12 protein-coding genes are annotated in these 26,384 nt (G+C 53.8%); 8 read left to right on the top strand and 4 right to left on the bottom strand.

Going from position 1 to position 26,384, the window contains the following annotated elements:
• The first annotated feature begins 83 nt into the window (after positions 1-83).
• Positions 84-4,010, top strand: coding sequence for a [protein-PII] uridylyltransferase family protein (locus PLIM_RS11960; protein ID WP_013110581.1), 3,927 nt, complete (start codon positions 84-86; stop codon positions 4,008-4,010).
• 6 nt (positions 4,011-4,016) lie between these two features.
• Here the strand turns inward: PLIM_RS11960 and rdgB are convergent, their stop codons facing one another.
• Positions 4,017-4,631 carry an RdgB/HAM1 family non-canonical purine NTP pyrophosphatase gene (rdgB, locus tag PLIM_RS11955; protein ID WP_041401655.1) on the bottom strand — a complete coding sequence of 205 codons (615 nt, stop codon included), beginning with the start codon at positions 4,629-4,631 and terminating at the stop codon, positions 4,017-4,019.
• A gap of 230 nt (positions 4,632-4,861) precedes the next feature.
• Between rdgB and PLIM_RS11950 the strand changes: the two genes are divergently transcribed.
• The 7 genes from PLIM_RS11950 (at position 4,862) to PLIM_RS11920 (ending at position 16,201) form a co-directional block, all read left to right on the top strand.
• Complete coding sequence (locus PLIM_RS11950; protein ID WP_013110579.1) at positions 4,862-6,631, top strand: permease; 1,770 nt, start codon at positions 4,862-4,864, stop codon at positions 6,629-6,631.
• Positions 6,632-6,858: 227 nt separating this feature from the next.
• Positions 6,859-7,734, top strand: a complete 876-nt coding sequence (locus PLIM_RS11945; protein WP_013110577.1) for a fumarylacetoacetate hydrolase family protein — start codon at positions 6,859-6,861, stop codon at positions 7,732-7,734.
• A 60-nt stretch (positions 7,735-7,794) separates the two neighbouring features.
• A complete protein-coding gene (speE, locus tag PLIM_RS11940; protein ID WP_230849453.1) occupies positions 7,795-8,742 on the top strand; it encodes a polyamine aminopropyltransferase in 948 nt (315 codons plus the stop codon).
• 85 nt (positions 8,743-8,827) lie between these two features.
• The gene (locus PLIM_RS11935; RefSeq protein ID WP_013110575.1) at positions 8,828-9,595 is read left to right on the top strand and encodes a pyridoxine 5'-phosphate synthase; all 768 of its coding nucleotides are present in this window, start codon (positions 8,828-8,830) and stop codon (positions 9,593-9,595) included.
• A gap of 274 nt (positions 9,596-9,869) precedes the next feature.
• A complete protein-coding gene (locus tag PLIM_RS11930; protein ID WP_041401652.1) occupies positions 9,870-11,462 on the top strand; it encodes an alginate export family protein in 1,593 nt (530 codons plus the stop codon).
• 156 nt (positions 11,463-11,618) lie between these two features.
• A complete protein-coding gene (locus tag PLIM_RS11925; protein ID WP_013110573.1) occupies positions 11,619-12,938 on the top strand; it encodes an ArnT family glycosyltransferase in 1,320 nt (439 codons plus the stop codon).
• Entirely contained in the window at positions 12,932-16,201 is a 3,270-nt protein-coding gene (locus PLIM_RS11920; RefSeq protein ID WP_013110572.1) for a hypothetical protein, read from the top strand. The genes PLIM_RS11925 and PLIM_RS11920 overlap by 7 nt, the downstream gene beginning before the upstream one ends.
• A 102-nt stretch (positions 16,202-16,303) precedes the next feature.
• Here PLIM_RS11920 and PLIM_RS11915 read toward each other — a convergent pair whose 3' ends face one another.
• From PLIM_RS11915 to PLIM_RS11905, 3 genes are all read right to left on the bottom strand, one after another.
• Entirely contained in the window at positions 16,304-20,914 is a 4,611-nt protein-coding gene (locus PLIM_RS11915) for a midas domain-containing protein (RefSeq protein WP_013110571.1), read from the bottom strand.
• 274 nt (positions 20,915-21,188) lie between these two features.
• Positions 21,189-23,501 carry a hypothetical protein gene (locus PLIM_RS11910; RefSeq protein ID WP_013110570.1) on the bottom strand — a complete coding sequence of 771 codons (2,313 nt, stop codon included), beginning with the start codon at positions 23,499-23,501 and terminating at the stop codon, positions 21,189-21,191.
• A gap of 78 nt (positions 23,502-23,579) precedes the next feature.
• On the bottom strand, positions 23,580-26,198 hold the full coding sequence (locus tag PLIM_RS11905; protein WP_013110569.1) for a BatA domain-containing protein: 2,619 nt from the start codon (positions 26,196-26,198) through the stop codon (positions 23,580-23,582).
• Positions 26,199-26,384: the final 186 nt, after the last annotated feature.

Below are 26,384 nucleotides of genomic sequence, written 5' to 3'. Positions count from 1 at the left end.
GTCAGTATAGCTCCTGTGAGGCATCAGGTTGCCCGCATGATGGCCCGCTGAGATCCGCAGATGCTTGCTGGAAAGAGATCGACATGCAACCCACATGGCGGGAACTGATTGAATCCCTGCGAGATCCTGATCAGTCTGCGCAAGTTGAAGAATTCCTGGCCAGGCTGGAGTTTGAAAATCCGTCTCAAGCCCGGCAGAGACTCACTCAATTGCTGCTGGGTGGAAGTCGTTCTCTTTATCCCGGAGCCGAGCGTTTCACAGGGTCTGGAGCCAATTCTGCGGCTGGAGCGAGCAAAGCCTGGGCTGATGCGGGCAGGGCAGGTTCCCAGCCGGGTTCTGTGACTCCGGATCAGGTCTTGGAGCGATCGCAGTTGATCCATCTGGGGAGGAATCGCCAGACCAGCGAAATCGTGCGGATGGCAACGCTGGAGCAGTTGATTGCCATTGTTTCTTCGTTACCACACCCCGATCAGTCGATACTGAACTTTGAACGGTATATTCAAAAGTACCCGGATCCGGATCATCTTTATTCCTATCTGGCAGCTCATCCCAGAGCTGTCGAGATCCTGTTGAAGCTTTTCGTCGGCAGCCAGTATCTGACTGGGATTCTTTTAAGGCGGCCTGCACTGCTGGAGCAACTGACACATCATCATCGACTGGCCGATTTGCGAAGTCGGCAGGAGTTTTTTGAAGGTGCTGTCGAGGCGGTGAGTGCTTTGCAGCCGGGGGCTGATCCAGCAAATGCCGTGCGGCGATTTCGACATAGTGAAATGTTGCGCATCGGCGCTTGCGATACGTTTGGATTGATGGATTTTCGCGGAGTTGTCAATCAGCTTTCGCTGCTGGCGGATGCTGTCGTGGAGTGTGGTTTACGCTTAGCTGCCGGAAATCTTTACGCTTCGGTCAATGGTTTTACGGTCTTAGCGCTTGGCAAGCTGGGTGGCGAAGAACTGAACTACAGTTCGGATATCGACCTGGTCTTTCTGCATCGAGGAAATGCGGATGACTTGCTGGTGGCACAGCGCCTGGTGCGATTTCTGAACGATGCGAGCGATGAAGGCTTTTTGTATCGAGTCGATACGCGTCTAAGACCCTGGGGGCGTTCGGGGAATCTGGTTTCGACTCCTGAAGCTTATCTGACGTATCTGTCCCGCCATGCCGCCATCTGGGAGAAGCAGGCATTGATCAAGGCTCGCGTCATTGCCGGTGACTTTGCCCTGGGTGAAGAGTTTCTGGGGTTGATTGAAAATGTCATTCATGGTGCTCCTGAATCGGCAGTGCGAGCCAGCATTCGAGAATCGAAACAGAAGATTGAGCAGGGCCTGGTTCGGCGCGGTCGGCAATGGGGAGAAGTGAAATCGGGTATGGGCTCGATTCGAGATATTGAGTTCATCGTGCAGTACCTGCAGATGACTCGTGGATTGACCCATCCGCATATTCGTTCGAGGAATACACTCGATTCACTGGTCAGGCTGGCCGATCAGGGGTTTCTGCAGGCAGATGAATATCGGCAGTTGACAGTGGGATATGTCTTCCTGAGAACGATCGAGCATGCCATTCAGTTAATGCACAATAAGCAGGACCACGCGCTTCCAGAGAACGAGCGGGAACTGTCTTATCTGGCGAGAAGGCTCGATTTTCCCGATGCGGCAACGTTTATCCGCCACTATGAGGATCATAGCCGGGAGATTCGACGTATCTATGAGAAGTATCTGCTGACAGAGTCTGTTGAGCCGATTGAAATTCAACCTTTGCGTACCGCAAGTGTCGAGACATTTGGTCTTGTCAGTTACGAAAAGGCCTTCTCGAAAGAAGAGCGTCAGAAGCATCGGGATTGGCTGCAGGAGCTGACAATCGAGCAATCGGTGCGGGTCGATGCCACCTCGATGCCAGATGGTGCGTATCGGGTGACAGTTCTGGGAGTGGATGAGCCCGGCGATCTGTCGATGATCTGCGGACTGTTATTCGTCTACGGATTTGACATCTGCAGTGGTGATGTATTTACCGATTGTCATCCGTCCGAAATCCTCTCGCGTTATGCCCAGTCTCTTCGAACGAACAAGCGCGGCAACAGGGAAGTTCATCAACAACAACTCCGGGATTTTGTCGATGTCTTTCACGCCAAACCTTTGATTGATGCTGTCGTTCCTGAACTGTGGCAGCGCTATGAAGATGATCTGCGGACTCTCAAACATGTCGCGAGAACTAAAGGCCATGCGGAGGCTCAAGGCTTACTGGCGAAGCGAGTCGCGGCAGCTCTGCGCGGGAATGAATCTTCAGGTTCCCGGTTATTGCCAGTAGAAATTTCAGTCCAGGATGCCCGTGAGCGGCAGGCGACACTCCTGTGCCTGAAAGCCGATGACTCGATCGGCTTTTTGTACGAATTTACGAACGCCCTGGCGATCTGTGGTGTGGCCATCGAACAGATGGCGATCCGCAATGAAGGGCATCGAGTTCATGATACACTTCTGATTACCGATGCCAGGCGAGGTGGCCGGATTCAGGATGATCGGCATGTGGAAGAACTGAAAGCGGCCATAGCACTCATTCAGCAGTTCACGCACCTGTTGCCTAAGGCTCCGAATCCGGAGGCGGCACTGGTCCATTTCCGCCAGTTCTTGCAGGAACTTTTTCTGCAGGAGGCGTGGTGGGAGCAGCTTTCGTCGCTGGAACGGCCGGAAGTGCTCGATGCGCTGGCCAAACTCCTGGGGATCAGTGATTTTCTCTGGCAGGACTTTCTCCGTTTGCAGCATTCGAACCTATTCCCTGTGCTGGCAGATGTGGAGGGGTTGCAGGTTGCGAAAACGAAAGAGCAACTGGCGGAGGAATTGAGGCAGGAGATCTTTCAGGGGGCCGATCTTTCCCGCTGGCAATTGCGGCTGAATTCCTTCAAGGATCGCGAAATGTTCCGCATCGATATGCGGCATATTCTGGGACACATCGGCCCGTTTGGTCACTTTTCGAATGAGTTAACCGATCTTGCGGAAGTGGTCGTTTCGCGTGCGTTTGAAATGTCATTGCGGGAACTGACATGGCGGCACGGCTCGCCACTTTTACATGCCGGAACCCCGTGCAGTTGGACAGTGCTCGCGTTAGGAAAATGTGGGGGCAAAGACATGGGCTTTGCCTCAGATATTGAGCTCATGCTGGTCTATGAAGGTGAGGGGAAAACGGATGGACCTCGCCCGATAGCCACGAGTGAATTCTTTCATCGTCTCGTGGAACTGTTTTCTCAATCGATCTTCGCCCGGCAGGAGGGGATCTTTCGGATTGATTTGCGATTAAGGCCTTATGGCAAGGCTGGCAATCTGGCGGTCTCGAAAGAGGCCTTCATCAGCTACTTCGGGTTCGGTGGCCCCGCCTGGCCCTATGAACGTCAGGCGCTGGTGAAGCTGCGTCATGTGGCGGGAGACCAGGAACTCGGAAAAGCGCTTGAAGCATTTCGTGATCAGGTGTTGTACTCGGGTCAAAAATTTGACTTTGCCGCCATGCGGGCCTTACGGGAAAGGCAGGTGAGGCAGCTTTCGAACAGTGATGGCTTTAATGCCAAGCTGAGTCCCGGTGGTCTTGTGGACTGTGAGTATCTGGTTCAAGCCCTGCAATTGACGTGGGGCTCGACCCATCCCGAATTGCGGACGACGAACACCCGCGAAGCTCTCAGAATGATGCGGGATTTGGAGCTTTTACCATTTGATGATGCTGAAAAACTTAAAGCCGCTTATCGCTTTCACCGGGCATTAATCGATGCTTTGCGCATGGTGCGAGGCGATGCACGCGATTTGACAGTCCCTCCTGCCAGCAGCGAGGAGTTCGAGTTTCTGGCCAGGCGGCTGGGTTATCACGACCGGGAAGCTGAACTGGCGAGTGAAATGGAAAAGCATATTCAAGTCGTGACGGAACTGGTGCGCAGGTGGACAGATCCGCATCTGGACTCTCATCCGACCGTTGAACTGGCCAGTGTGCCGGGAGCTGTTGTCGAAGAGGGGACACACGGATCAATTGGGTTGTAGCAAAGCTTAGTGGGGTTGTAACACAGCGATCATCTGAGGGATGAACTGTTCAAAGGCACGGGCTCTGTGGCTGATGTGTCTTTTGACAGCCGGGGCGAGTTGCCCGAATGTCAGGTGATATTCGGGGACGAGAAAGAGTGGATCGTAGCCAAAACCATGGTCACCGCTGGGCTGGGTCAGAATTCTTCCCCAGCAGCGACCCTCCACCCGGACACGAATCTGACCCGCTGGATCACTCAAGACGGCATGGCAGACGTAGTACGCCGCGCGATCATCTCCTTGCAATGATGACATTTCAGCCAGGAGCTTCGTGTTGTTTCGCTGATCATTCGAGGGCTCACCGGCATAGCGTGCTGAGTAAACACCGGGGGCATGGCCCAGGGCCGGTACACATAGCCCGCTGTCTTCAGCAATGGTCCAACGATGGAGTTGTCTGGCGACCGTCGTCGCTTTGAGATCGGCATTCTCGGCAAAAGTGCTCCCCGTCTCTGCGACATCCCGGATCGATTCAAATTCAGAAACACCCTGAACCTGAATCTCCCAGGGGGCGAGCAGTTCCATGACTTCGCCAATTTTCTTGCGATTACGGCTACTAAGAACGACAGATTCAGCAAGGTGCATCTGGAAGAAATCTTTATTCATGGGGAGTCAAAAAGTGTGAGGGTCCGGTTGACCCTGTCGAGAGTTGAGTGTTGTTTGTTTTGGCCGGGTGACTTCACGATGGAACTGCGAAGCATTCCGTTATAGAACGATGGAAAATCTGTTGCCACTCTTCGTTCATCACGCGGAGATCGGTGACAGGCTCTGACCAGCCATGAATGTCCATCCGTCGTGCAATCATCAGGTGATCCATGCAACAACAGCGTGATCTGGCACCTTCCCCAAGTGGTGGCTCGGCCCTTTCAGCAGAACCATTTCGCTGGTTTGTACCACGCGATCTGGACGGTTTTTTCGGATTGTTCGTCGATAATCTCGTCCAGTTGATTCTGATCGTGACGTTATGCGGTGCCATGTGCGGCATGAGCGGTGAAGCGGCTTTTCTGCTCTACCAGAGAATTCTGCCCGGGGTGGCAGTCAGTTTGCTGGTCGGAAATCTGTTTTATGCGTGGCAAGCCCGACAACTGGCCAGACGAACCGGCCGCAATGACGTGACGGCTTTACCCTATGGGATCAACACCCCTTCATTACTGGTCTATGTCTTCTTTGTGATGGTGCCAGCGTATGTGGCAGCGACATCCAAAGGAGCCAGCTCTGTCACTGCGGCAGAACAGGCCTGGCGAGTGGGATTGGTGGCTTGCCTGGGCTCTGGCTTGATTGAGTTCTGCGGGGCATTTGTGGCGGAATCTGTTCGCAGAAGAACGCCCCGGGCAGCATTGTTATCCACGCTGGCAGGGATCGCCATTGGCTTTATCTCCATGAGCTTCACACTGCAACTTATTCAGAAACCACTGATCGCCATGCTGCCACTGGCCATCGTGCTGGTGACCTACTTTTCGCGAGTCTCGTTTCCGTGGCGACTTCCGGGCGGTTTTGTTTCGTTACTGGCCGGCGTGCTGCTCGCATGGGGATTGACGTTTTTGCATCAGGTCTGGGCTGATGGACCAGTCTGGATCGCGCGTCATGCCTTGAATTCAAGTGCCGTTCGTGAATCTTGGCAAGTGATAGGATTTGCGCCACCGCAGTTGTGGCTTGGTGATCTGTGGCAGGTGGTGGCTGATCCGGGGCAGTGGCTGGGACTGCTCTCTGTGATTATCCCGATGGGGTTATTTAATCTGTTAGGAAGCTTGCAGAACATTGAATCAGCAGAGGCTGCGGGCGATGCATACGACACGAAATCATCTCTCGCGATGAATGGGCTGGGGACTTTGGCTGCGGCAGCATTTGGCAGTTGTTTTCCCACGACCATTTACATTGGGCATCCCGGCTGGAAAGGCTTAGGAGCCAGGGCCGGATACTCGATCATCAATGGGGTGGTGATCACTATTCTCTGTGTCACAGGGACTGTGGCGCTCATTCAATCGTTAGTACCCATTGAAGCGGGCGTGCCGATTGTGCTCTGGATTGGCGTGGTCATTACGGCGCAGGCATTTGTGGCTTGTCCGCCAGCGCATGCACCAGCCGTGGCCATCGGGCTATTTCCTGCCATTGCAGCGTGGGGAATGACTGTCGTGCAGGGGGCGTTTCTCGTGGCTGGCGGAGTCACAATGCAGTCGCTGCTTAGCAAAGATTTCTCGCAACAGGTCAATGGTTTTCTGCTGCATGGTCTGATCTCCATGGAGCGGGGGTATATCTTTACCTGCGTCATTCTCGCGACCATTGCGGTAGAACTGATTGAGCGAAGGTTTCTGCGGGCAGCCTGCTGGTCATCAATTGGAGCGATTTTTGCGGGAGCAGGCTTAACGCACAGCTACCAGCTTTCGGGGAATCTGGTCGATTTTTTGTTTGCAGGAAGCCGCGCACCGGAAGGATCCATGCTTTATCATGCTACGGATGTGGCCATCGGTTATGGATTGATGGCGATCGTGTTTCTGTTCTTTGCCTTTCGCAAGGTTGAAAGCGTGCCGGAGCAAGCTCCTGTTTTGACTGAGAGTGATGCCCATCGAAGTCTGGAGTTTCATTAAGTGGACAGCTCACCCGGATGCAGACTTCTGATCATGATCAAAACGAAATCCCCCTCACTTTGATTCTCTGCCCAGGTGTAGTGAAGTGTGAGAAATTCCTGAAGCAACGGAATCTCTTGAAACTGATTTGTGTCAGGCCAGCATGGATTTTCCGCGATAGTCCTTGACTGAAAAAAATGAATGAGCCCAATCGGGCAGTCAGTTCAATTCAATAGAAAGTGCTCGCTATGTATCTCGGCAAAGTCCAACTGGTCGATGGGGAAGTTCGTGTCGCACTGGGAGAAGAGGGAACCTGGAAGCTGCTGGATTTGTTGCAGGTCGATCATGTCCGCAGTCTGGCAGATATCCTGCATGCTCCCGATCCGTTGGGGTTGGCGCGATATCTGGTGGATGGGTCATTGAGCCCTGTACCAGTGGAAGAACTCAAATTCCTGGCCCCCGTTGACAGGCAGGAAGTCTGGGCAGCTGGTGTGACCTACCGGCGTAGTCAGGTCGCTCGTATGGAAGAGTCCGAAGCGGGTGCTTCGCATTACGACAAAGTCTATACAGCCCCCCGACCTGAGATTTTCTTCAAAGCCACACCAGCTCGAGTTTCGGGGCCTGGCCAGGCGTTAAGAGTTCGTTCAGATAGCCAATGGTCGGTTCCTGAACCCGAACTGGCTCTGGTGATTTCACCCGAAGGTAAACTGGTGGGCTACACCGTGGGCAATGATATGTCGGCACGGGATATCGAAGGTGAGAATCCTCTCTATTTGCCACAGGCTAAAGTCTATAACCAATGCTGCGGGCTGGGCCCCTGGGTACGACTGGCGAGCAACCCTTTAACACTGGAGGGGAACGCCGTTCGACTCAAGATCCGCCGCGATGGGCAGGTTGTCAGTCAGGATGAAACTCATCTGGGCATGCTCAAGCGATCTTTCAGCGAACTGATTCACTGGCTGACATTTGAGAATGATGTTCCCCAAGGTGCCTTCCTGCTGACAGGGACCGGGATTGTTCCTGAAAACAATTTCTCTCTGGAGCAGGGAGATGAAGTCTCGATTGAGATTGAAGGGATCGGGACATTAACCAACCCCATCGTGAAAGCTGCTGCTCAAGCCTGATGCGGGGTATCTGCCTGAAGTGACAGTTCTGAGGCCGAGGTATAGGCTTGCTTGCCCCGTATGGTTTGGGATTGGTTTATGGATGCGAGTGTCTGGATTGCCGAACGTTTGTCTCCGGTTGATATTTATCAGCATGGAGTCTCACAAATGCTGATGCATAAGCAGACGGCCTTCCAGGAAATGTCGATCGTCATCAGTGAGAGTTACGGCAAAGCTCTGGTACTGGATGGGAAGTGGCAGACCTGCACGGGAGATGAGTTCATTTATCATGAACTGATTGCGCATCTCCCGTGTGTTCTGCATGGAGCACCCAGAAAAGTGCTGATTGCCGGTGGAGCTGATGGAGGTGCTGCGCGGGAAGTTCTCAAGTGGAAGACAGTCGAAGAGGTGGTCATTGCCGATCTGGATGGCGAGGTGATTGATGCCTGCCGGGAGATGTTGCCAGAGATTCATCAGGGATCGCTGAATGATGCCCGTGTGAAGATTCAGGTCGCCGATGCCTTTGATCTGATTGAAGCGAGTTCGAGTGAGTATGATGTCATCATTGCGGACTTGACCGATCCCATCGAAGAAGGCCCGGCTTATCCGCTATTCACCCGCGAGTTTTTTGAGGCATGCCGGGCAGCACTCACACCCGATGGGGTGTTGATCAATCAGGCGGGTTCGATGGCTCCTCCGTGGGTCAGATTGCTGGCGAGAGTCACTAAAACGATGGAATCGGCTTTTGGGTATGCGGTGGCTGCAGCTGCTCCGGTGCCAACTTATGGGTCTTTGTGGGGATTGACGATCGCCCGAACAAAGCCGATTGAAACAGGCATGGCACCTTCAAAAATCGATGAACTCGTGCAGGAGCATGTGCAAGGTTCGTTGCGGATGTTCGATGGATCGGCTTTTGTGGCGGCATTGCAGACACCGCGGTATGTCCGGCAGGCCATCGATCATGAACAGACGGTTTATACGCTGGAAAATCCTCCCGCATTGAGTGCCGAGGGTGATCGTCGAGAATAATTCCAGCAGGCTGCCAGTCACTGCGGCAGAGTTCCTGCTGCCAGATTTTTACCACAGAGACTTAGATCAAGTCTGAGGAATTTCCATGGTTGAAAAGACAAAACTGAGCGTGAATGTGAACAAGGTGGCATTGCTCAGAAACTCTCGACATCTGGGGATTCCCTCCGTGTTAAGGGCAGCTTCGCTCTGTATTGCTGCTGGAGCCGAAGGGATTACTGTGCATCCCAGGCCAGATGAAAGGCATATTCGCCGCAGCGATGTTCGTGAGCTTTCGGCCTTAATTCGACAGCACCACCCGCACATCGAATTGAATATTGAGGGGAATCCTCTGGCGGACGGTTTTCTCGATCTGGTGTTCGAAGTGGTGCCGGATCAATGCACGATGGTGCCGGATTCGCCTGAGCAATCGACGAGTGATCATGGTTGGAATGTGCTCGCTGACCGTGAAAAGCTGGTCCCTGTGTTGGAAAAGCTCAGAGCAGCCGGGATTCGTTCGAGTCTGTTTCTGGATCCGGATGTGACTCAAGTTGCCGCGGCCAAAGAGGTCGGGGCTGATCGCATCGAGTTATACACAGAGCCTTACGCTTCCAGTTACGGAAAAGAAAACGCTGGCGAGATTCTTGAGCAGTATGTGGCGACAGCGAAAATGGCCCTGGAACATGGATTAGGGGTGAATGCGGGGCACGACTTGAATCTGGAGAATCTTGGAAAGTTTCTCAGAGAGGTTCCTGCTGTGCTGGAAGTCTCGATCGGGCATGCCTTGATTGCGGATGCTCTCGAATTGGGTTACGCCACGACCGTGGCTGCGTATCGGAAGGTCATTCGCGAAGAATCGGTCAAAACTGCGGGTTGATCGAGCGAGAACTCTCAGGCCATCCAATGTCGCATGCCGAATCTGGCATTGAGAGACATAAACGACTCTTGCCCGGGAAAAGAGGTCGTCGAAACATTCAATGAGTGGAATCATTTGATTTCCCCAGCGAATGTGAGTCGTCGTGTCGATGCCATCAAGGTTCTTCTGGGCATTCCGGTTCTCGTCTGCTGCAGACTTCGTAGCCATAGTTTTGATAACTGTTGCAGCGTGCTGTGGGGCGGGATCTTGTGACGCTGCGCCTTCTCAGAATGTTGTGAAACGAACAGCCTCATCAGATGTCGATGACGCTCCGCAGGATGAAGAACCTCGTTTGGTGACGGAGGTTTTTGAACAGTCATCAAACGGTGAGTTCTCTCTGCAGAGTTCAGAGATCTTCCCGGCATCCCGTACAACGCAAATTCCTACGCCAGTGGCACTTCCAGTCACTGCCATCATCCCCGCCCAGAAAAAGCCATTGGCTTTTCCTCCACCTCAGGTCGTGAACGAACCGGGGCCTTGGAAGACATTGTTCTACGAGAATGACTTTTCCATCCTCCAGCAGCCAGAACACGCATGGCTGCCAGGTGAGCATTTGAAGAATCGGCAGGGAAGTTTTCTTGGGGAAGATTGGCGAGTTTCAGCCGGTGGTGAAATTCGCTTTCGTTATCTGCAGGAAAAAAACCGTATCCGGCGTGGGCCCGCCACATCCGAAGATTACGCATTAATCCGCTGGCGAAACTATGTTGACGTGCATTACAGCGATTGGGTTCGAGCCTATGCAGAAATACTGGACGGTTCGGTTTATGGCGATCAGGCCGCCCGCCAGGGAATTGATGAAAATCGCTGGGATCTGACGAACGCTTTTGTCGATTTCGTGCTTTTTGCTGATGACGAAACGTCCTCGGTCTTCAGGTATGGCCGGCAGGAGATGTTGTTCGGAAGGCAGCGGCTCATCTCGCCCCTCGATTGGTCGAACTCCCGGAGGACATTTCAAGGATTTCGATATCTCCACAAGGAAGGTGACTGGAAACTCGATTTGTTCACAGTGAATCCAGTCAGTGCGTCCTCAGGCTTTAATGATCCTGATATTGCCGGGACGAACTTTGATCAGCCGAACTACAACGTCTATTTCAGTGGGGCTTACGCAACCTACACAGGGATCGAAAACACAGTTTTTGAAGCTTACTGGATGTGGATGCATAACAGTGAACCTCGAGTGGGTTATGCCGATGGCAGTCGTCATCTGGTGGGAACACGGGCAGCCCATCTCATCCCCGTCTCGGATGGGATCGCTGACGATGACCGAATCTGGGATCTCGAAATCGAAGGGGGTTATCAGTTTGGGACAGATATCGGAGATCGGGTTTCTGCAGGATTTGCCACCACTGTGATCGGTCATACCTGGAAACGTCGCCCGTGGCAGCCTCGATTGTCGGGATTGTTTTACTGGAGTTCAGGCGATATCGATCCCAATGACGGCATCGACAATACGTTCTACACTTACTTTCCTTTAGGACATGCCTACTGGGCTCTCTCGGACAACGTCTCCGGGCAAAACCTGATTGACTATTCTCTCCAACTGGATGTGAAACCCACGACCAAAATGACGGCCGCAACGGCAGTTCACTGGATGCAACTCGCCAGCGGGCAGGATACCGGTTATCAGGTCAATCAGGTCCCTTTCGGCACCGCAGGGAATGGTACAGGACTCGGATCGGCTCTTGATATCTACGGTGTGTACAACTTCCAGCCGTGGTGGGATCTGCAGGCGGGCTACTCGTGGTACTGGTTCGGCAAGTATGTCGAGCGGACGATTCCCCGAGGTGACTGCACCCAGTTTTATATTCAGACTTCACTACGCTACTGATGTCTCAATGTGGCATAGCGGATGTTCAACGCGCGGAAAATGCCAAAAGCGTGTTTTCGCAAATCTCGTATTGTCCCCAGGTTGCCTGTTGTGAATTGACCCAAAGTAACGATTTGAGATAGCGTCCCTTGAGAATGCATTTCAAGGACGAATGGCTTGAATCGGGCGGAATGGAAGCAACTGCTGCTGGTGCTGCTGGTCGGCGGAGTGATCCGTCTTGGTCTGGCTCTGGGTGTCGAATGGGTGTTAAGCGGCCAGCCGGATCGCTTTTTTCTGGTGCCTGGGGATGCCGAGGGATATTGGGATCTGGCTGGTGATCTGCTGACGGGTGCAGACTACGAAGTTTATGGGCGGTATGTGCTGCGGATGCCGGGTTTTCCCGCGATTTTGGCTGTGGCCAGATGGCTGGGGCATGATCAGCGTCTCGTGGTACGGCTGGTGCTGATTGCCGTGTCACTGGCTGGTATTGGCGGCGTTTATCAACTGGGACGCGTGCTCTACAGCCACGCGGTAGGAATCTTGGCAGCCACGTATGTGGCGATATCACCCCTTCTGGCGGGATTTGGCGTACTGATTCTCAGTGAAGGGGCATTTGCCACGGCTTTAGTGTGGGCTCTCGTCGCCATGGCCTGTTGGTTGAAAGCCATGGAGCTTCCCGGCTGGAGTAGGGCAATCATTGTTTGGGCCATGATCTCGGGGCTTTTCTCGACGGCAGCAATCCTGATGCGGCCGACATGGTTTGCCTGTGCCGGTTTGATCCCCGCCGCTGCTGTGGTCTGTGCGATCATTTCCGCTCGTGAACATCGCCTGCAATTGCTGCTGAAAAGTGGACTATCAGCAGTCGTGATGGGCGGGACGATTCTGCTCCTGCTTTTACCCTGGGCCCTGCGAAATCAAGCAGTTTCGGGAAAGTTCACCTTCACCACACTCTGGGTGGGTGCAAGTCTTTATGATGGCTTGCATGCAGGTGCGACTGGTGACAGTGACATGACATTCTTCGAGACCGATGGAGTGGCCAACCGTCTTCAAGAACGCGAAGTCGACGAAGAGTATCGTCGTCGGGCATGGGCATTTGTGGCTCAGCATCCCTCGCGAACGTTTGAACTCGCGATCATCAAGCAGATTCGCTATTGGAATCTCGTGCCGAATTACCCGGAATTTCGGCATTGGTGGATCCTGATTCCTGTGGGTCTCTCGACGACCTGGCTGTATGCCGGGATCTTTTTTGAGCTGATCCGAACTTCGAGGCATTGGCGAGCACTCTTGTTTTGTGGCATGCCAGTGCTTGTCTTTGCCGGGATTCATCTCCTGTTTGTGGGCTCGATGCGTTACCGCCTGCCTGCCGAACTTCCCATGGCAGTTCTGGCTGCCAGTGGGTGGATCGCTGTATCAGGAAAATATTTTAGTAACAAACTAGACGCTCAACCGGATGGTGCTTTATTAGCGAAGAACGGGCAGGAGGAAACTCCATGCTGAGAACGTTTCGCTGGATATTCGGGATTGTCGTTCTTTTGGGAATCGCCGGAGCTGGTGGGGCTGGGGCACTTTATTTCCGCAGTGATGCCATGCTGCGAGAAGAAGCCTTGCGGCAATTTGCCAGAGCCTGCCCTGATTCCATCATTACGCTGGATGGCGCCCGATTTGATTTCAGTGGACGAATTCGCCTGTTTAATCTGCAGATTACGCCCGAAGGTCAGGAATTACCGCTCGCGGTGATTCCTGAATTGATTGTTTCTTTAGATCGTGAGCAGCTTTCTCAACATCAACTGATTGTCATCGAGCAGCTGAGGCTCATCCAGCCTCATATCCACCTTAAACGTAGTGCAGATGGTCACTGGAATTTCGAGAGCCTGGCATTGGCCCGGCAATCGGCTATGGCGATGCCCGAGATTTTTATTGAGAGCGGACGTTGCCAGATTGAACTCGAGTCCCAGATACAGCCAGCATCCGCGCAAGTCGCTCATGAACTTCATTCGGTGGTGGGGGAAGCGCATTCGAAATCAATATCGCTCACGATCGATGACATGGCGTGGTCGTGCTTCCCGGTATCAGCCAAGCAGGTTTCAATTCGAGGTGAAGCCAGGATCGGTGACATCGGGCGGTTGAATATCGATAATGCCACCATCTCGACAGAGGAACGTTTCTGGTCAGTGCATGGCACCTGGCAAGGTCTGAGATTCACGAATTCGATCTGGAGTTTCGCTTCACGTTTTGATCCAGTGATCGATCAGCAATGGAAGCGAATCTGGAGTCAGCTCATGCAGGGGCTCGATGCTCCTGAGGCATTTTCTGAGTTACCAGAGATCCCACCAGTTCAACTGCATGCCAATTTAGCATTCAAGGCCATGCAAAAAACTGCAGATGTTCTTCCTGAGTATGAAGTCCAGGCTCAGATTGTGAACGGTGGAGTGGCTCATGCGGCATTCCCCATGGCGTTGACCGGACTCAAGGGCAACTGTGTCGCTACACACCAAGAGGTCAGACTCGAAAACTTAACAGCCGCCACAGGCTTTACCCAATGGATGGCACGAGGTGACCATCAGTGGAAAAGTGGCCGTACGAGCATTTATTCAGCAGTTGAAGAACTCGAACTCTCCGACGGTTTACGCCAGAGATTGCCCCCGGCTGTCCGCAAATGGGCAGAAGAATTGCGGCTGACAGGATTGTTCCGGGCGGAATGCCATATCGAGCATGACGCAGGGAGTCCGTGGTTGCCGCGGATGATTATTCATGGCCGGGAATGTGCCTTTCGATACGCGAAATTTCCTTATCCTGTGGCGGAAGTGAGTGGGCAGATCCAGGTGCAAGGGCGGCAACTGGAAGTCGATGCTCGTGGCATGGCGGGTGGAGTTCCTGTGATTTTCCGAGGGATTGCAATCAATCCTGGCCCCATGGCCGATGCCGCCATCGAGATTCGCACTCGAGGCGTGATCATCGATGAAACACTCAAAAGCAGTTGCCCTCCGGCGATTGCCGACACGTTGCGATTGCTGCAGATGGAAGGAAAGTCAGACATTGTCGCACGGATCATCCGGCCGCCAGGCCTCGGAAGTAAATGGGAGACTCAACTGGCGGCGAAGGTGTTTGACGGACGCCTGAAATGTAAGCCATTCCCTTATGAAATGCAGAATGTCAGCGGTGTCGTGACCTGGCTGAACAATCGACTCGAAATGAAAGATGTGCGGGCCACTCATGGGCAGACCGCACTCGAAGGACGAGGTGTTTTTCAGCGGCAACCCGAGCAGGATCGTCTCGATCTCATTGTTGATGTCCATCAGGGAAGTTTTGATCAATCATTATTCGACGCCTTGCCAGCCCATCTGCAAAAGACATGGCAGGAGATCAATCCGCGAGGAGGTTTCGATTCGAACATCGAACTGGCCTGGTCACCGGGAATGGAAGTTGATGTCGTGATCCCCAGTCTCCGCCTGACAGGTTGTGATCTCGCTTTGAAGCAGTTCCCTTATGCAATTACTGATGTGCAGGGAGAGCTGAAATATCAGAAGGGAGATCTCAATATTCTCCGCTTGAGTGGTCGGCATGATGACACCACCATCCGGTTGAAAGGCTTTGGCGAGTTTCATACAGGGAGATCGCGAGTCGTTTTCGAGGAGTTTTTTGCAGATGATGTGCTGGTGACGACGGCGTTTCGTCGTGCAGTCCCCGCTTCATTGAAGCCCACGTTAGACGCACTGAATCCTGCGGGGACTTTCTCGGTCAATGGACAAATCGAATTTTTGCAGGAACGACAGGATCAGGCGGCTCTGGATGTGGCCTGGCGGTTGGAATTCGTATTGCCAGGGAATGAATTGACGGCCGGCCTGAAGCTGGAAAAAGTTTCCGGGAAAGTGCAGTGCGATGGTTCAACTTCTACGAAAGGCACTGAACTCAAAGGCTCGATAGATTTTGATCTTGTCCGCGTGATGGGTTACCAGGTTGGCGTGGTTCGCGGCCCTTTCCGGTTATCGAATGGTGAACTCTCGATTGGCGCCCGGGAAATGATCACGGGGAATCAAGGTGAGTTACCACCCAGACGCATCCCGCTGGAAGAAAGACTCAGCGGTAAAACTTGCGACGGGATTGTCACACTCGATGCGATTGTCTGGCTGGATCAGGCAGTTCCTGCATGGCAACTCAAATCGACGATCTCACGGGCCAGTCTGGAACGCTACGCGCAGATGTATTTGAACGGCCAGTCGAATCTGCGGGGAACGATGAATGGCTGGATGGATTTGAAGGGGAGGGCGGGCGATACACAGACAATTATTGGTGCCGGTCAATTACAGATCAGCCCCGCAGCGATTTATGAGTTACCCATCTTTGTGCAGATTTTCCGTTCATTGCAGCTGGATGGTAATGCGTCGAAAGCGGCGTTTGATTATGTCGATTTGAACTTCCGTGTTGCCGATGAACGATTCAATTTCAGCAGTATCGACCTCGTGGGGACTGCGATCAGTCTCAGGGGGCGTGGCTCGATCCGTTTCGATGGTGGAATCGTCCTCGATTTTTATTCGATGCTGGCGAGAAATCAGGTACGCATTCCTGTGATTCATGAAGTGGTCGGTGCACTCAGTCGTGGCTGGGTCGGGGTCGAAGTTCGAGGAAATGTGGGCAGCCCCGTTTCCCGCATGAAACCAGTGCCAGAACTGGATGATGCATTGAAACAGTTTCTGAGTGCCTTTAATCCTGCGAGCAACGTTCGGCCACCACCTTTACAAACCTTCCAGCCGATCCCCTGACATACAGGGCTGTGTGCCATGCTTGCAGCTCTGGGCAAGCATGTTCCGCAATCAACAGCCCACTCTGATTTCGTGGGATATGTAGAAGATACGTAGATGTGATCATGGCTTCGGGGCAGGGGTTGGCGATGGAGGTGCGGGTGTTGCAGATTTTTTCTGAACACCACGTGTGTAGGCCTCAAATCGCTGGCGATATTGTTCCGGAACCTGTGAACGGCGACTTCCGGCCTGGTCGATATCGCGCTGTGGCACAGCTTTTCCTTGAGCTTCCACTCTCTGTCGGGAAATCCTGGCCGATTCGAGCATCTCTTCAAACTGACGTTTTCTCAACAGATCTTCTGGTGTGGGATCTGTCGATTTGGCGGCATTTATCTGCTCTCGCATCCGCTTCGCAAACGATCGCATCTGCTGCTCATTCCAGCCGAGATCATCCAGTAGTTTCTGATCAACCTGGCCACGTTCCAGTTGCCGCTCCAATTGATCGAGCACTAACTCTGCGGCCTCTTTTTCAAACTCAGGGTTGGCCTGATTTTGATCGGCCGGTGCATTCGCAGCTGGGCCATTTGCTGCCTGATTCTCGCGACCTTCCTTTCCACCCGATGCCCCCTTGGCATTGGAGGAATTGTCAGCGGAACCCCGTGGTGTCATCTCACCACCGGCACCACCGCCAGTGGCTGACGATGACTGACCGGAAGGCTCGCCAGATGATGCTCCGGAACTGGAAGGCGTGCCAGAAGCTGGTGACGATCCACCTTTCCCACCACCTTTTCCATTACTCTGGCCAGCGTCGCTACCTTCGCCGCCCTGGCCCTTCTCGCCACCCTGACCTTTATCACCACCCTGGCCACCTTTGCCACCGCTCTGGTTGCCTTTATCGCCCTGGCCACCGGCAGCTTCCTTGCCTGCAGGCTTGTTGCCCGGAGTTTTATTACCAGAGGGATTGGAAGGCGAATTGCCTTCTCCAGATGTCTTTTCCTTGCTGCTGCCTGGCGGTGAATTCTCTGGAGCGCTACCTGTTTTTGACGCCCCCCCTTTTGCATCTGCCGGGTTAGCAGGTGGTTGACTCCCATTTTTTCCATCTGCCGGTGAGTTCATCCCCGCTGGCTCACCACCTTCTGGCTGGTCATTGCCTCCCGATTTCTGCTGTGATCCTGTTTTCGAACCAGTTGGTTTTTCTCCGGAAGGTTTCTGCTGGCTCCCAGTGGCTGGTGCTCCATTCTCTTTTGCAGTGCTGGTTCCTGGTCTTCCCGCTTCTCCGGGTTTGGCTCGCTCGGAAGATGTGTCGTTGCCACTCCCTTCCGCCATGCCATCCGCGCCATCCGGATTGGCGGATGATTGACCAGCTTCACCACTTTCGGCCTGCTGTGATTTCTGATTGGCCTTGGGCGGTTTCCCTGGTTCGCCGCGCATCTTCTCACCACTTCCGGCAGGAACGTCCTGAGGATCGGGATTCGGCCGGGCAGACGGTTGTTGATTGGGAGATTGCTCCAAAGGTTCCCCGGGAGTGTTTGTCTTTTGTGCCTGTCGATCCATACCTCGTTCACCTGCCGAAGCATCTTGAGGCCGTTGATCGGACGGAGGCATTTCATCAGAAGATGGTGGAGCTGGGCTCTTGGGGGCATTCTTCGGGCTGGAGGCACCAGGATCTGCCTTACCAGCGGGTGAATTCTGAGGACGTTCGTTATCGGCCTTCAGGTCTCCCGTCGTTCCATCTTCACCGGGGCGTCTTTGAGCAGGCATCTCGTCATCCTTGCCCCCCTCTTGAGACTTGCCCAGGAGCTTCTCGCTGGGCGGGCCCATCGATGGATCTGAGGCTTTGTTTTTCTGTCCAGCACGTTGGGATGGATCCGTTCCCGAGGGATCGCCAGCGGGGTCACTCGCACTGGCAGGATTGTCGGAGTTGGGTTTCAACGATTGATCGTTGGGGCGAGATCCTTTGCCGTTTTTGGCAGATTCATTTCCTGATGCGCCTTGATTTTTTGCCGATGAATTTTCATCACCAGCAGAGGCCGATTTCTCTCCATTGGCTTTGGACTGAGAATCTTTTTCACTTCCAGACATTGGCTGTGAAGAGTTTTTGCTCTGAGGAGATGAAGGTTTGCCGGTATCTCCTGTCTCAGCACTTTCAGGTTGAGAATCACCTGGGGTTTTCGTTTGGCCTTCAGCCATCTTCTCTTTGGGGCTCGCGGGCTCTTTTGATGATTGAGGATCATTCATCTCGGCAGGAGATTTCTGGGACGACTCTCCTTGCCGAGAATCATTCCTGGGCGGCTGATTTTCCGCAGAATTTCCCTTCGAAGAGTTTGTGGAGTCTTCCGTCATCGACTCCTTGCTCGAGCCTTCATCTCCTCGCTTGCGGCCATCGGATTGACCTGCCGATGAGGACTTGTCAGCCTCATTTTCGGGTTGAGACTTCTGTTCCTGACGGGATTGGTTCCCCGATTCCTGTCCTTTGGAATTGGCCTGACGCGATTCCTGCCGGGCTTTTTCCAACAACCGTTTCAAGGCTTCCGAATCATCTTCTCCGTTGGGTGATAATCCCTGGTCAGATTTGTTGGAGCCCTGCTGCCCCTTGTTCTGCGGGCCACTGTTCTGCGGGCCACTGTTCTGCTGATTGGATTTCGGCTGGCCTGAGGAACCAGACTGGTTTTTCGGGTCTGCGGGAGTATTTTCAGGAGAAGTCTTCGAGCCTGAGTCATTGTTCTGTTGGCGAGACAAATCCTGATTTTCGCCCTTCCGTTCGGAAGCTGATTTTCCTTCAGTCCGGTTGTTTTCTGAAGGTTCACCACGCTCCTCACCGGGTTTCCCATTCGCATTGTCGGAACGATCGGAGGGGGGATTGTCGTCACGAGATTGTGGCTCGTTCTGGTTCATCCCTTCGCCGGCACGACTGTCTTTGGCCCGTGTTGGATCATTGGCATTTTGGCCAGGATTCCCTTCGCCTTCCTGTGGGCGATCAGACATGGCCTCGGGAGCTTGACCCGGATCCTGCTGTGCAGGATCTGCTGGCGGTTCATTTCCTGCCTGGTTCTGGGCCGCCTTTTGCCGGGCCTGTTCTTCGACCTGTTGGGCCTGCTTTTCGGCCTGCTGACGCTGTTCCTGCTGTTTCTGCGGAGGCAAGACTCCTTGAATTCGAATCAGCCGTGCGTCGGAGCGAGCCGTATTCGGTGTTGGCTGGCGATTATCCTGGACGGTGGCGTAGACCTTGAGTTCATCATTCTCCTGCAGTGCAAAGCGATCCAGGCGTAAGGTGGTCTTCGCTGTCTGTTGTGAAACACCACCGGCCGCCAGTTCTTCCCGCGCAATGATCTGCCCCTGTTTTTCGGCAATGAGTGTCATCGGGCCCAGGAGAAAATCAACATCGCGGGCCGTGAAAACAAATCCCACCGTCGAATTAGCAGCGGCAGCCACATCATTTTCGGGAATGACCATCCGGATCTCCGGAGGCTGATCTATCTGCAATGCAATCGGATAGATGGTTGGCGCAGGGTCGGTTTCTCCACCTGCTGTGCGAACGATGATCGAGTAGTACCTCGCGTATGTCCCGTCTTCTCGAAGTTGTGGACGGTAATCGGCAGTCAGTTCGCGGTTCTGAGACAACCGCACAGGAAGTTCCTCACCCGTAGGCGTCATGCCGTCGTCGTCAAAGAAAATCATGGTGGCTGAAGTGACGGGTTGATTCGCCAGTGCCCGGATTTTCACCTCCGAACCGACCCACGCATGAATGGCACCACCTCGGCTGACCTGCTTCTCGATACCTGTATAAGCCGGTGCCTGGATCTCGACTTCTTCAACGTTGGCATGGGGAGGGGTGACAATGCTCACCTGGTAATTGGCTGAGCGGGCATCACCGGCTTGAATGTAGTACGAAAATGACTGGGTGAATCCTTCTCCTCGTTCACCCAGCAGTCTGGCTTCAAACCGCGCACCTCCCTGGCCCACGGGAGCCATACGGACGGTTTCGTCCACAAACTGCTGATCAACGGTCGTGAACTTCAGTTCGACGATCTCAGGGATACGTCCTGCCAGTTGGGCTTCGACATCGAGCATGGACCCCGCGAGGCGGACTGTCGAACCCGGGGTCACTTCTCGAATCAATGTTTCCGTGGGAGCATCAATCGACGTGAAAGGAATCATGCGCCATAACGACGGCCAGATCGGCTTGGGCGACATCACGGCATAGACCGCCAGCAGAACGACCGTCGCCAGCAGTGCACAAGAGACCCAGAGCAGGTGGGTGTGGTCGATCGCTTGCCTGGGCTGCACTTCTTCCAGAGAAACCGCCGCTCGCTTTTGCAAGGCTTTCAAGACAGCCGGCGCGACTGGTCGTCCCGCAGCCTGTAAATCCACCAGATTGACCAGATTCCGCCTGAGAGCCGGGACGGCTGTCTCCAGCTCTTTGGCGGCATAAAGGGGACTCACCTTACGCAGAAGGGGATGCAGCAACGTGCGAGTCAACCACCAGCCCAGGCCGCTCACGAGAATTGCCAGCCAGATCCACCGGGCCACCATGCTCCAGCCATCGGCAAACAACCACTGGTCAGAAATCACGAATAGGGCACACAGCGCACTGACCCAGGCAAAGCTGCCGACAATAGCCGTGGTGAGATCCGTGGACCGCACCGCCGATTTCACCTCGCCCAACTGATAGGCGACAAATTCGTCAAAGTCGACGAAGGCGGGTGATTCATCGGAAGGTTGAATAGTTGCCATACTGAGCGACCTCTCTGCAGAATTCTACGCCTTTAGTTTGACATAAAGTGCGACAGAATGGCAGTTTGCATTCTGAATTCGTGGTTTCTCAACGAGAACTATCGACCGGAAACGGCTGAGATTACTGACCTTTCCCCCAATCAACTCTTTTGGTGACGAAGTGCTGGCCAGAAAAGTTCCCTCCGACCTCGGAAAATTCTCAATCGGAACTCTTTTTCTCAGGCACATTTTCTCAGGCCGATTTTATGAGGCCCTTTTTCTCGAGCCCATTTTCTTAGGCCCAGCCGTTGGCCTTACGGATCACCCATTCGATCCCCATGGCGATCACAAAGAGGGCAATCATCAGCCAGTGATCCCACAACCTGACTTGAACGGTCTCTTTCGCAAGTGGATTTTCTCTGGCAATCAACTGATCCAGAAACCCAGCCAGCTTCTCGGTCGAAAGGAGTTGACCACTTCCGGCTTCAGTGATTTGCTTGAGATAATCGGGATCTGCACCCGGACGGTCGAGTTCAATATCGCGCGGTGAAACCAGAAATCGGGTCACGGCATCCAACCCGATATTCTCACCGTTGGCTTTGCCCGAAACTCGCACCCAGTAATCGCCAGGCTCTTCAGTTTTCGTCCAGTCCAGCCTGCCACCGCTGCCTGTGTTCTTTGAACTCGCGGCAACATCCGTCGAAACCAATGCTGGAATTTTCGTACCCGCAGGATCGATAATCTCCATTTCAAAACTGACATCGTTTCGTGGTTGTCCGCCTGGGGCTCGCGCACCATATTCAATACCGATGGCTGTTCCGAGAGGTGCATTACGAGGTTCCACCTTCACCCACAACGGAGCTTCCGTGTCGTCTTCTCGGCGTGCCAGCCACAGTATCGCCTGTCGCCAGAATTGCTGATGGGCTTTGGCAGCGCCGCCTAAGACCCACAAGTAAGATGAATCTCCCGCAAACGAAAGGACACGGGCTTTGCCAATCTCGCTGGCGAACAACAGACCTTCGCCATTGGGTGCCGCAGCCCAGACTTCGACCAGAGGATTCCGAGGAACCAGCCGATTGGCCCCTTCTAATGGGGCCAGTGCTTTCCAGCGATCGATGAGCGGCCCCGTGCCATCCAGTTGCAGCACATAGCGACGCAGGCCCGTCTCTGTCGGAATGAATGGTGTCGGCCCCTCCAGACTGGATGATTCTTTCGAATTGCCACCCGGATTGGCGGAGGCTGACATGACAGGCACGAGATCTGTCAGATCCGATTCTTCCCATCGGCCCGCGGAGTAATTTCGGCTGCCGCCAATGGTCATGAGGCCGGCTCCCGCCTGAACTCGTGCCGCAAGAGCCTTGATGTTCGATTCACCCAGTTCATCGATGGTGACGTCGCCCAGGATGTACACATTGTAGCGATCGGGCTCGAACCACGAAGCATCGAGTACCACCGGCGATTGGCCGCGACTTTGACGAATTTCGGCAAAGTCCATCTGCAGTTGCGATGCCCCGCTGGCCATTTTGAGAAACTTTGGTTCCCAGCGCAAGCGATCAATCACCGCCACTCGCAATCCACCCGCTTTGACAGTGATGATCGTTTCGAGGCGGTTGTTTCTGGTCAGCAGTTCTCCTTCGGAGGTTTGAACTTCAGCAGCCAGTTTGAATTCTCCGGCCTGACTGGGCAGAAAGGACAATTCCACAGGAATGATCTGATCATCTTCCGTAGGCGTGATGGTGACTTGAGGAATAACGCCACCTGTGGCCAGCACAGGTTCCAATGGCCCGGATTTTCCCAGTGGCACATCACTTCGATTCTCGAGCAATAGGCGAACGGTCGTGGTTCGACCCCGCGCTCCAATCGCCCGCACCCGGACTGTGACCGGAACACGATTCTTCTCAAAGACAATCGGGTCTACCCGCAGATCAGCCAGTGTCCAATCCAAGCCCTGTCCAGAAATACTGCTCGCCCCATAGGCAATCCCATAGATCGGAATCCCTTCTTCACCAAATGCCTGTGCAATCGATAACGGGTCAACAGGTTTCGGAGACAAACTGCGCTGGGCACCATCGGAAAGTAGAAAGACAGCCGAGGTCGAACGGTTACGTGCTTCTCGAAGGGCTCCCTGAAGGGCTTCGCCAAAGAGTGTCTGCTGCCCATCCGCCACCGGATTCTCAGTAGCCGGAGGACTCAGCTTGTCCGAGAAATCGAAGATTCGAACCTGAGACGGTTTTGATTTTGTTTTTTCAAATGCCTTCTGAATGGCCAGCGAGTCTGACAGCGCACCTTCCAGTCGGCTCCGTGCGGCAGGCAGATCCTGTGTCGTCATACTGCGGCTCACGTCACGCAGAATCAGCACCTGCGCATCGGGTGCCGCTGACGATTCCCAGACCAGTTCGGGACGAAACAGACCGGCAATCAACACGATTGCCGCCAAAAGCCGCAATCCTCTTGTCGTGCGGATTCGAGAGGGGAGTTGCTGAAAGAAATGATGCGGATAAGCCTTCCAGACCATCCACAGTAAGGCCATCGATAAAGTGATCGCAAAGAAATATCCACCCACTGGATGGAAGGTGATCTCCTGAAATTTCATCTCTTCAAACGTCATGGATGCCCCCCGTCAAATGGGCACAGGGGCAAAGGGGTATTGGCATGAGAATCTGCAGCGAAAGTTGTCGCGTAAAAATCAGTTGGCATGAACTGCTCCTTCCGGACGGGGAGCAGTGTGCAACGTGTTCCTGGTGAGGGCGGCAGCCGGTGGAGCATAGAACCAGTTGGCGAGAAGATGTTCAGTCACAAAGCCGGCCACGAGCAGCAATAGAACGAGTGCGTAGACTTCCTGACCGATCCGGCCGGAAAGGACAGCTCGCTCTAAGGTCTCCAGCTCGCGATGTACCAGAACACGATCCGTTCCAAAAATCTGATCGATATTCTCTTTGTTCATACGTTCAAGATTAGATTCGGCATCGCGAACACGAACTCCGAGAGGAATCATCGCTGCAGGGTCGGCTTTGGGCTGAACCAGATAGATTCCCGGTTGATTGGCAATCGTTGCGGGAATGATCAGCCGGGTCGAAGATTCGGCATCGAGGGCTTGCTGACGCTCATCTGGAGTCCGCACCAGCCACTGGGGCGGTAAAACCTGATCTGAGGGAAAAATCAGTTGAATGGGATCACCCAGCACAAAGTTGAATCGGCGTGCCTGTCGCTGAGACAGGTAATCGACAGAAGCATCTGCCAGAGCCACAAATGCCCAGCTTCTGGGCAGGTCATTCCAGTCGGGAAGGCTCCATGAAGTCGTCCATTGCTGGACGATCCCTTTTCCCACGCGGCGTTCTAAAAGAGCAGGAGATTTTCGTTCGTCAAGAAAGCGTGCCAGTACAATCGCATCATCGACCGGGTTGACTGTCCAGTATCGGTTGACGACCTGTGACTCCCACTCTTCGAGCACCCCGAATTCAGCCAATGGAGCCATGAAGCCATGGGATCGATTGGGAAACTCCCATACCTGGCCTGGTCGGAAGGAGAGTGAAGCTTTGAGTCTGGCTGGAAGTATGGCCAGAGCATCAGGATTCTCGTAGGTCAGCGGATCGATAGAAGTTGGTGCATTAACCACGCCCTTGGATGGGTGGCCATTGGTCAGTACCAGTCCTCCACCTGCTTCGACGAACCCGCGAAGTAGTTTCCAGTCTTCGGCTGTTGGTCTTGGCAGGTTGATCAGAAATACCACGTCGTAAGACTTCAGATCTGTGGCAGCAAGGCTTGATGCCGGTATCCAGGTAGGGACTGTCGTCGCCTTTCCGACACGAGTCAGTTCGGCGGGAGCCAACGCTTCCATGAGGAGTCGGCTATCGGCCCGATTCGCTGAAACTACGAGCACTTTAGGTGGCTTTGCCGTTGTCAGTGCGATGGGAAGACTGTTATCGAATGCCAGGGGATCGTCACCGATTAGTCGCAAATAACCGCTGGAAGGACCGGAGGGTAAATTACTGGCGGTGAACTGTACGGTTTGTCGTCCACCTCTGGAAACCGTTTCCAAACCGACCCGTTTGGTATTTCCCACACGGGGATCACCCAGCACCAGTTCGATAGAAATATCATCATTCGTACTGAGTGTTGCTGCATTTCCTGGATCTGTTGTGTTCTGAGCCGGTGGAGCCGAGCTTTCTATAGGTTTGGGCGCCAGTGCCAGATCGGATTCAACGGTCGCTTCAATTAATACCTCGCCATTCTCGGCAATCGTTTCCTGGCTGAGCTTGAGACCGTAGAGCCTGTTGTTTGAAGGTTTCAATTCGCCGACATCAATAATGTAGATGCTGACATCCTTGAGCTTTTCCAACTCGCTCAGTAGCCCTGCGTCTGCCGCCCCATGCCATTGATGTCTCGCGAGATCTGTAAACAGATAGACTTCACGCACAAATCGATCGGTTGCTCCTCCTTCAGCTTCGAGCAGTTTCGTTCGATCATTTTCCTGCAACGCAAGGGCCAGTCGGACGGAGTCTTCGAGTGGACGTTCTTCGTAGTGGGTGGTGAATTGTTGAATTCGTTGGTGAGCCGTATTTCGGTCTGCAAGAAACGTGGGCTTGGCAGGTTGCATCCCATCGATCAGTGCGAGACGACTTCCGGCTGGGAGTTTGCCCCATTGGGTTGTCGCCATGCTCTGTGCGACTTCCAGCCGGGTTTTGCCCTGATTTCTGTATTGCATGCTGGGTGATGTATCGAAGATGAAGACCGCAGCAACCGGAAGTTCGAGATTCGCCCGAGACGATGGCTTCGACCAGTCGGCCATGATTCGTGTTTGATAAGGCCAGATGAGAAACAGCACCACCGCTAAACCGGCAGAGATCGAGACCAGTGGAATCAGTCGCGACCGCAATTTTGAGGTCTGCTGTTGAATTGCAGCAGCAGGCCCTCCGGAGGTGAAGTTGTTCGAGAAACGATCAATATTCGGAAGTTGCTGGCGTCGTCGGTACAGATAAATTTCTAATGCCGCATAGATTCCACCGCCAACCAGCACAATCGCCAGTAGCCGGAGCCATTCACTGCTGGTCAATTGATAATTGGCTGCCGGTAAAGTCGGGCGTGCAATCGCGATGACGATGGCACCAATGACGAGCATTCGCAGCAGCATCAACAGCCAGTGCTGCAGATTCAATCGCCTTGAAACCTTGGCCTGAGATTGTTGGAGCAGTCTCAAAGCCGGGAAGGGGGTTCGCTTGGGCTTCTGCTTCATCAGCAGATGAATCACGACTGGTAACAGAACCAGCGCCAGCCCCGCCAGAATCAGTGGATGCAGAAATGTCATCAGGCGGCTGTCCTTCCAGCGAAGATCCTATTCTTCACAAGCCAGAGGCCACGATCAATGACAACATCACGATGGCATTTGATCACCAGAGCACAATTCACAAAATGACTACTTCCGATGAGGGTTTCATGTCGCATACTTACAATTCTGACCCAGCATCTCTTGTTCGACTGTAGGGTGCAAGAA

The sequence above is a fragment of the Planctopirus limnophila DSM 3776 genome (assembly GCF_000092105.1).
GTDB lineage: Bacteria > Planctomycetota > Planctomycetia > Planctomycetales > Planctomycetaceae > Planctopirus > Planctopirus limnophila.
This window is presented reverse-complemented; position numbering and strand designations above follow the sequence as displayed.

Excerpts from the sequence above, each read along its gene's own strand:
- rdgB (WP_041401655.1), bottom strand. The coding sequence starts at position 4,631 with ATGCACCTTGCTGAATCTGTCGTTCTTAGTAGCCGTAATCGCAAGAAA.
- PLIM_RS11920 (WP_013110572.1), top strand. The coding sequence starts at position 12,932 with ATGCTGAGAACGTTTCGCTGGATATTCGGGATTGTCGTTCTTTTGGGA.
- PLIM_RS11910 (WP_013110570.1), bottom strand. The coding sequence starts at position 23,501 with ATGACGTTTGAAGAGATGAAATTTCAGGAGATCACCTTCCATCCAGTG.
- PLIM_RS11905 (WP_013110569.1), bottom strand. The coding sequence starts at position 26,198 with ATGACATTTCTGCATCCACTGATTCTGGCGGGGCTGGCGCTGGTTCTG.
- speE (WP_230849453.1), top strand. The coding sequence starts at position 7,795 with ATGGTTTGGGATTGGTTTATGGATGCGAGTGTCTGGATTGCCGAACGT.
- PLIM_RS11915 (WP_013110571.1), bottom strand. The coding sequence starts at position 20,914 with ATGGCAACTATTCAACCTTCCGATGAATCACCCGCCTTCGTCGACTTT.
- PLIM_RS11960 (WP_013110581.1), top strand. The coding sequence starts at position 84 with ATGCAACCCACATGGCGGGAACTGATTGAATCCCTGCGAGATCCTGAT.
- PLIM_RS11945 (WP_013110577.1), top strand. The coding sequence starts at position 6,859 with ATGTATCTCGGCAAAGTCCAACTGGTCGATGGGGAAGTTCGTGTCGCA.
- PLIM_RS11950 (WP_013110579.1), top strand. The coding sequence starts at position 4,862 with ATGCAACAACAGCGTGATCTGGCACCTTCCCCAAGTGGTGGCTCGGCC.
- PLIM_RS11935 (WP_013110575.1), top strand. The coding sequence starts at position 8,828 with ATGGTTGAAAAGACAAAACTGAGCGTGAATGTGAACAAGGTGGCATTG.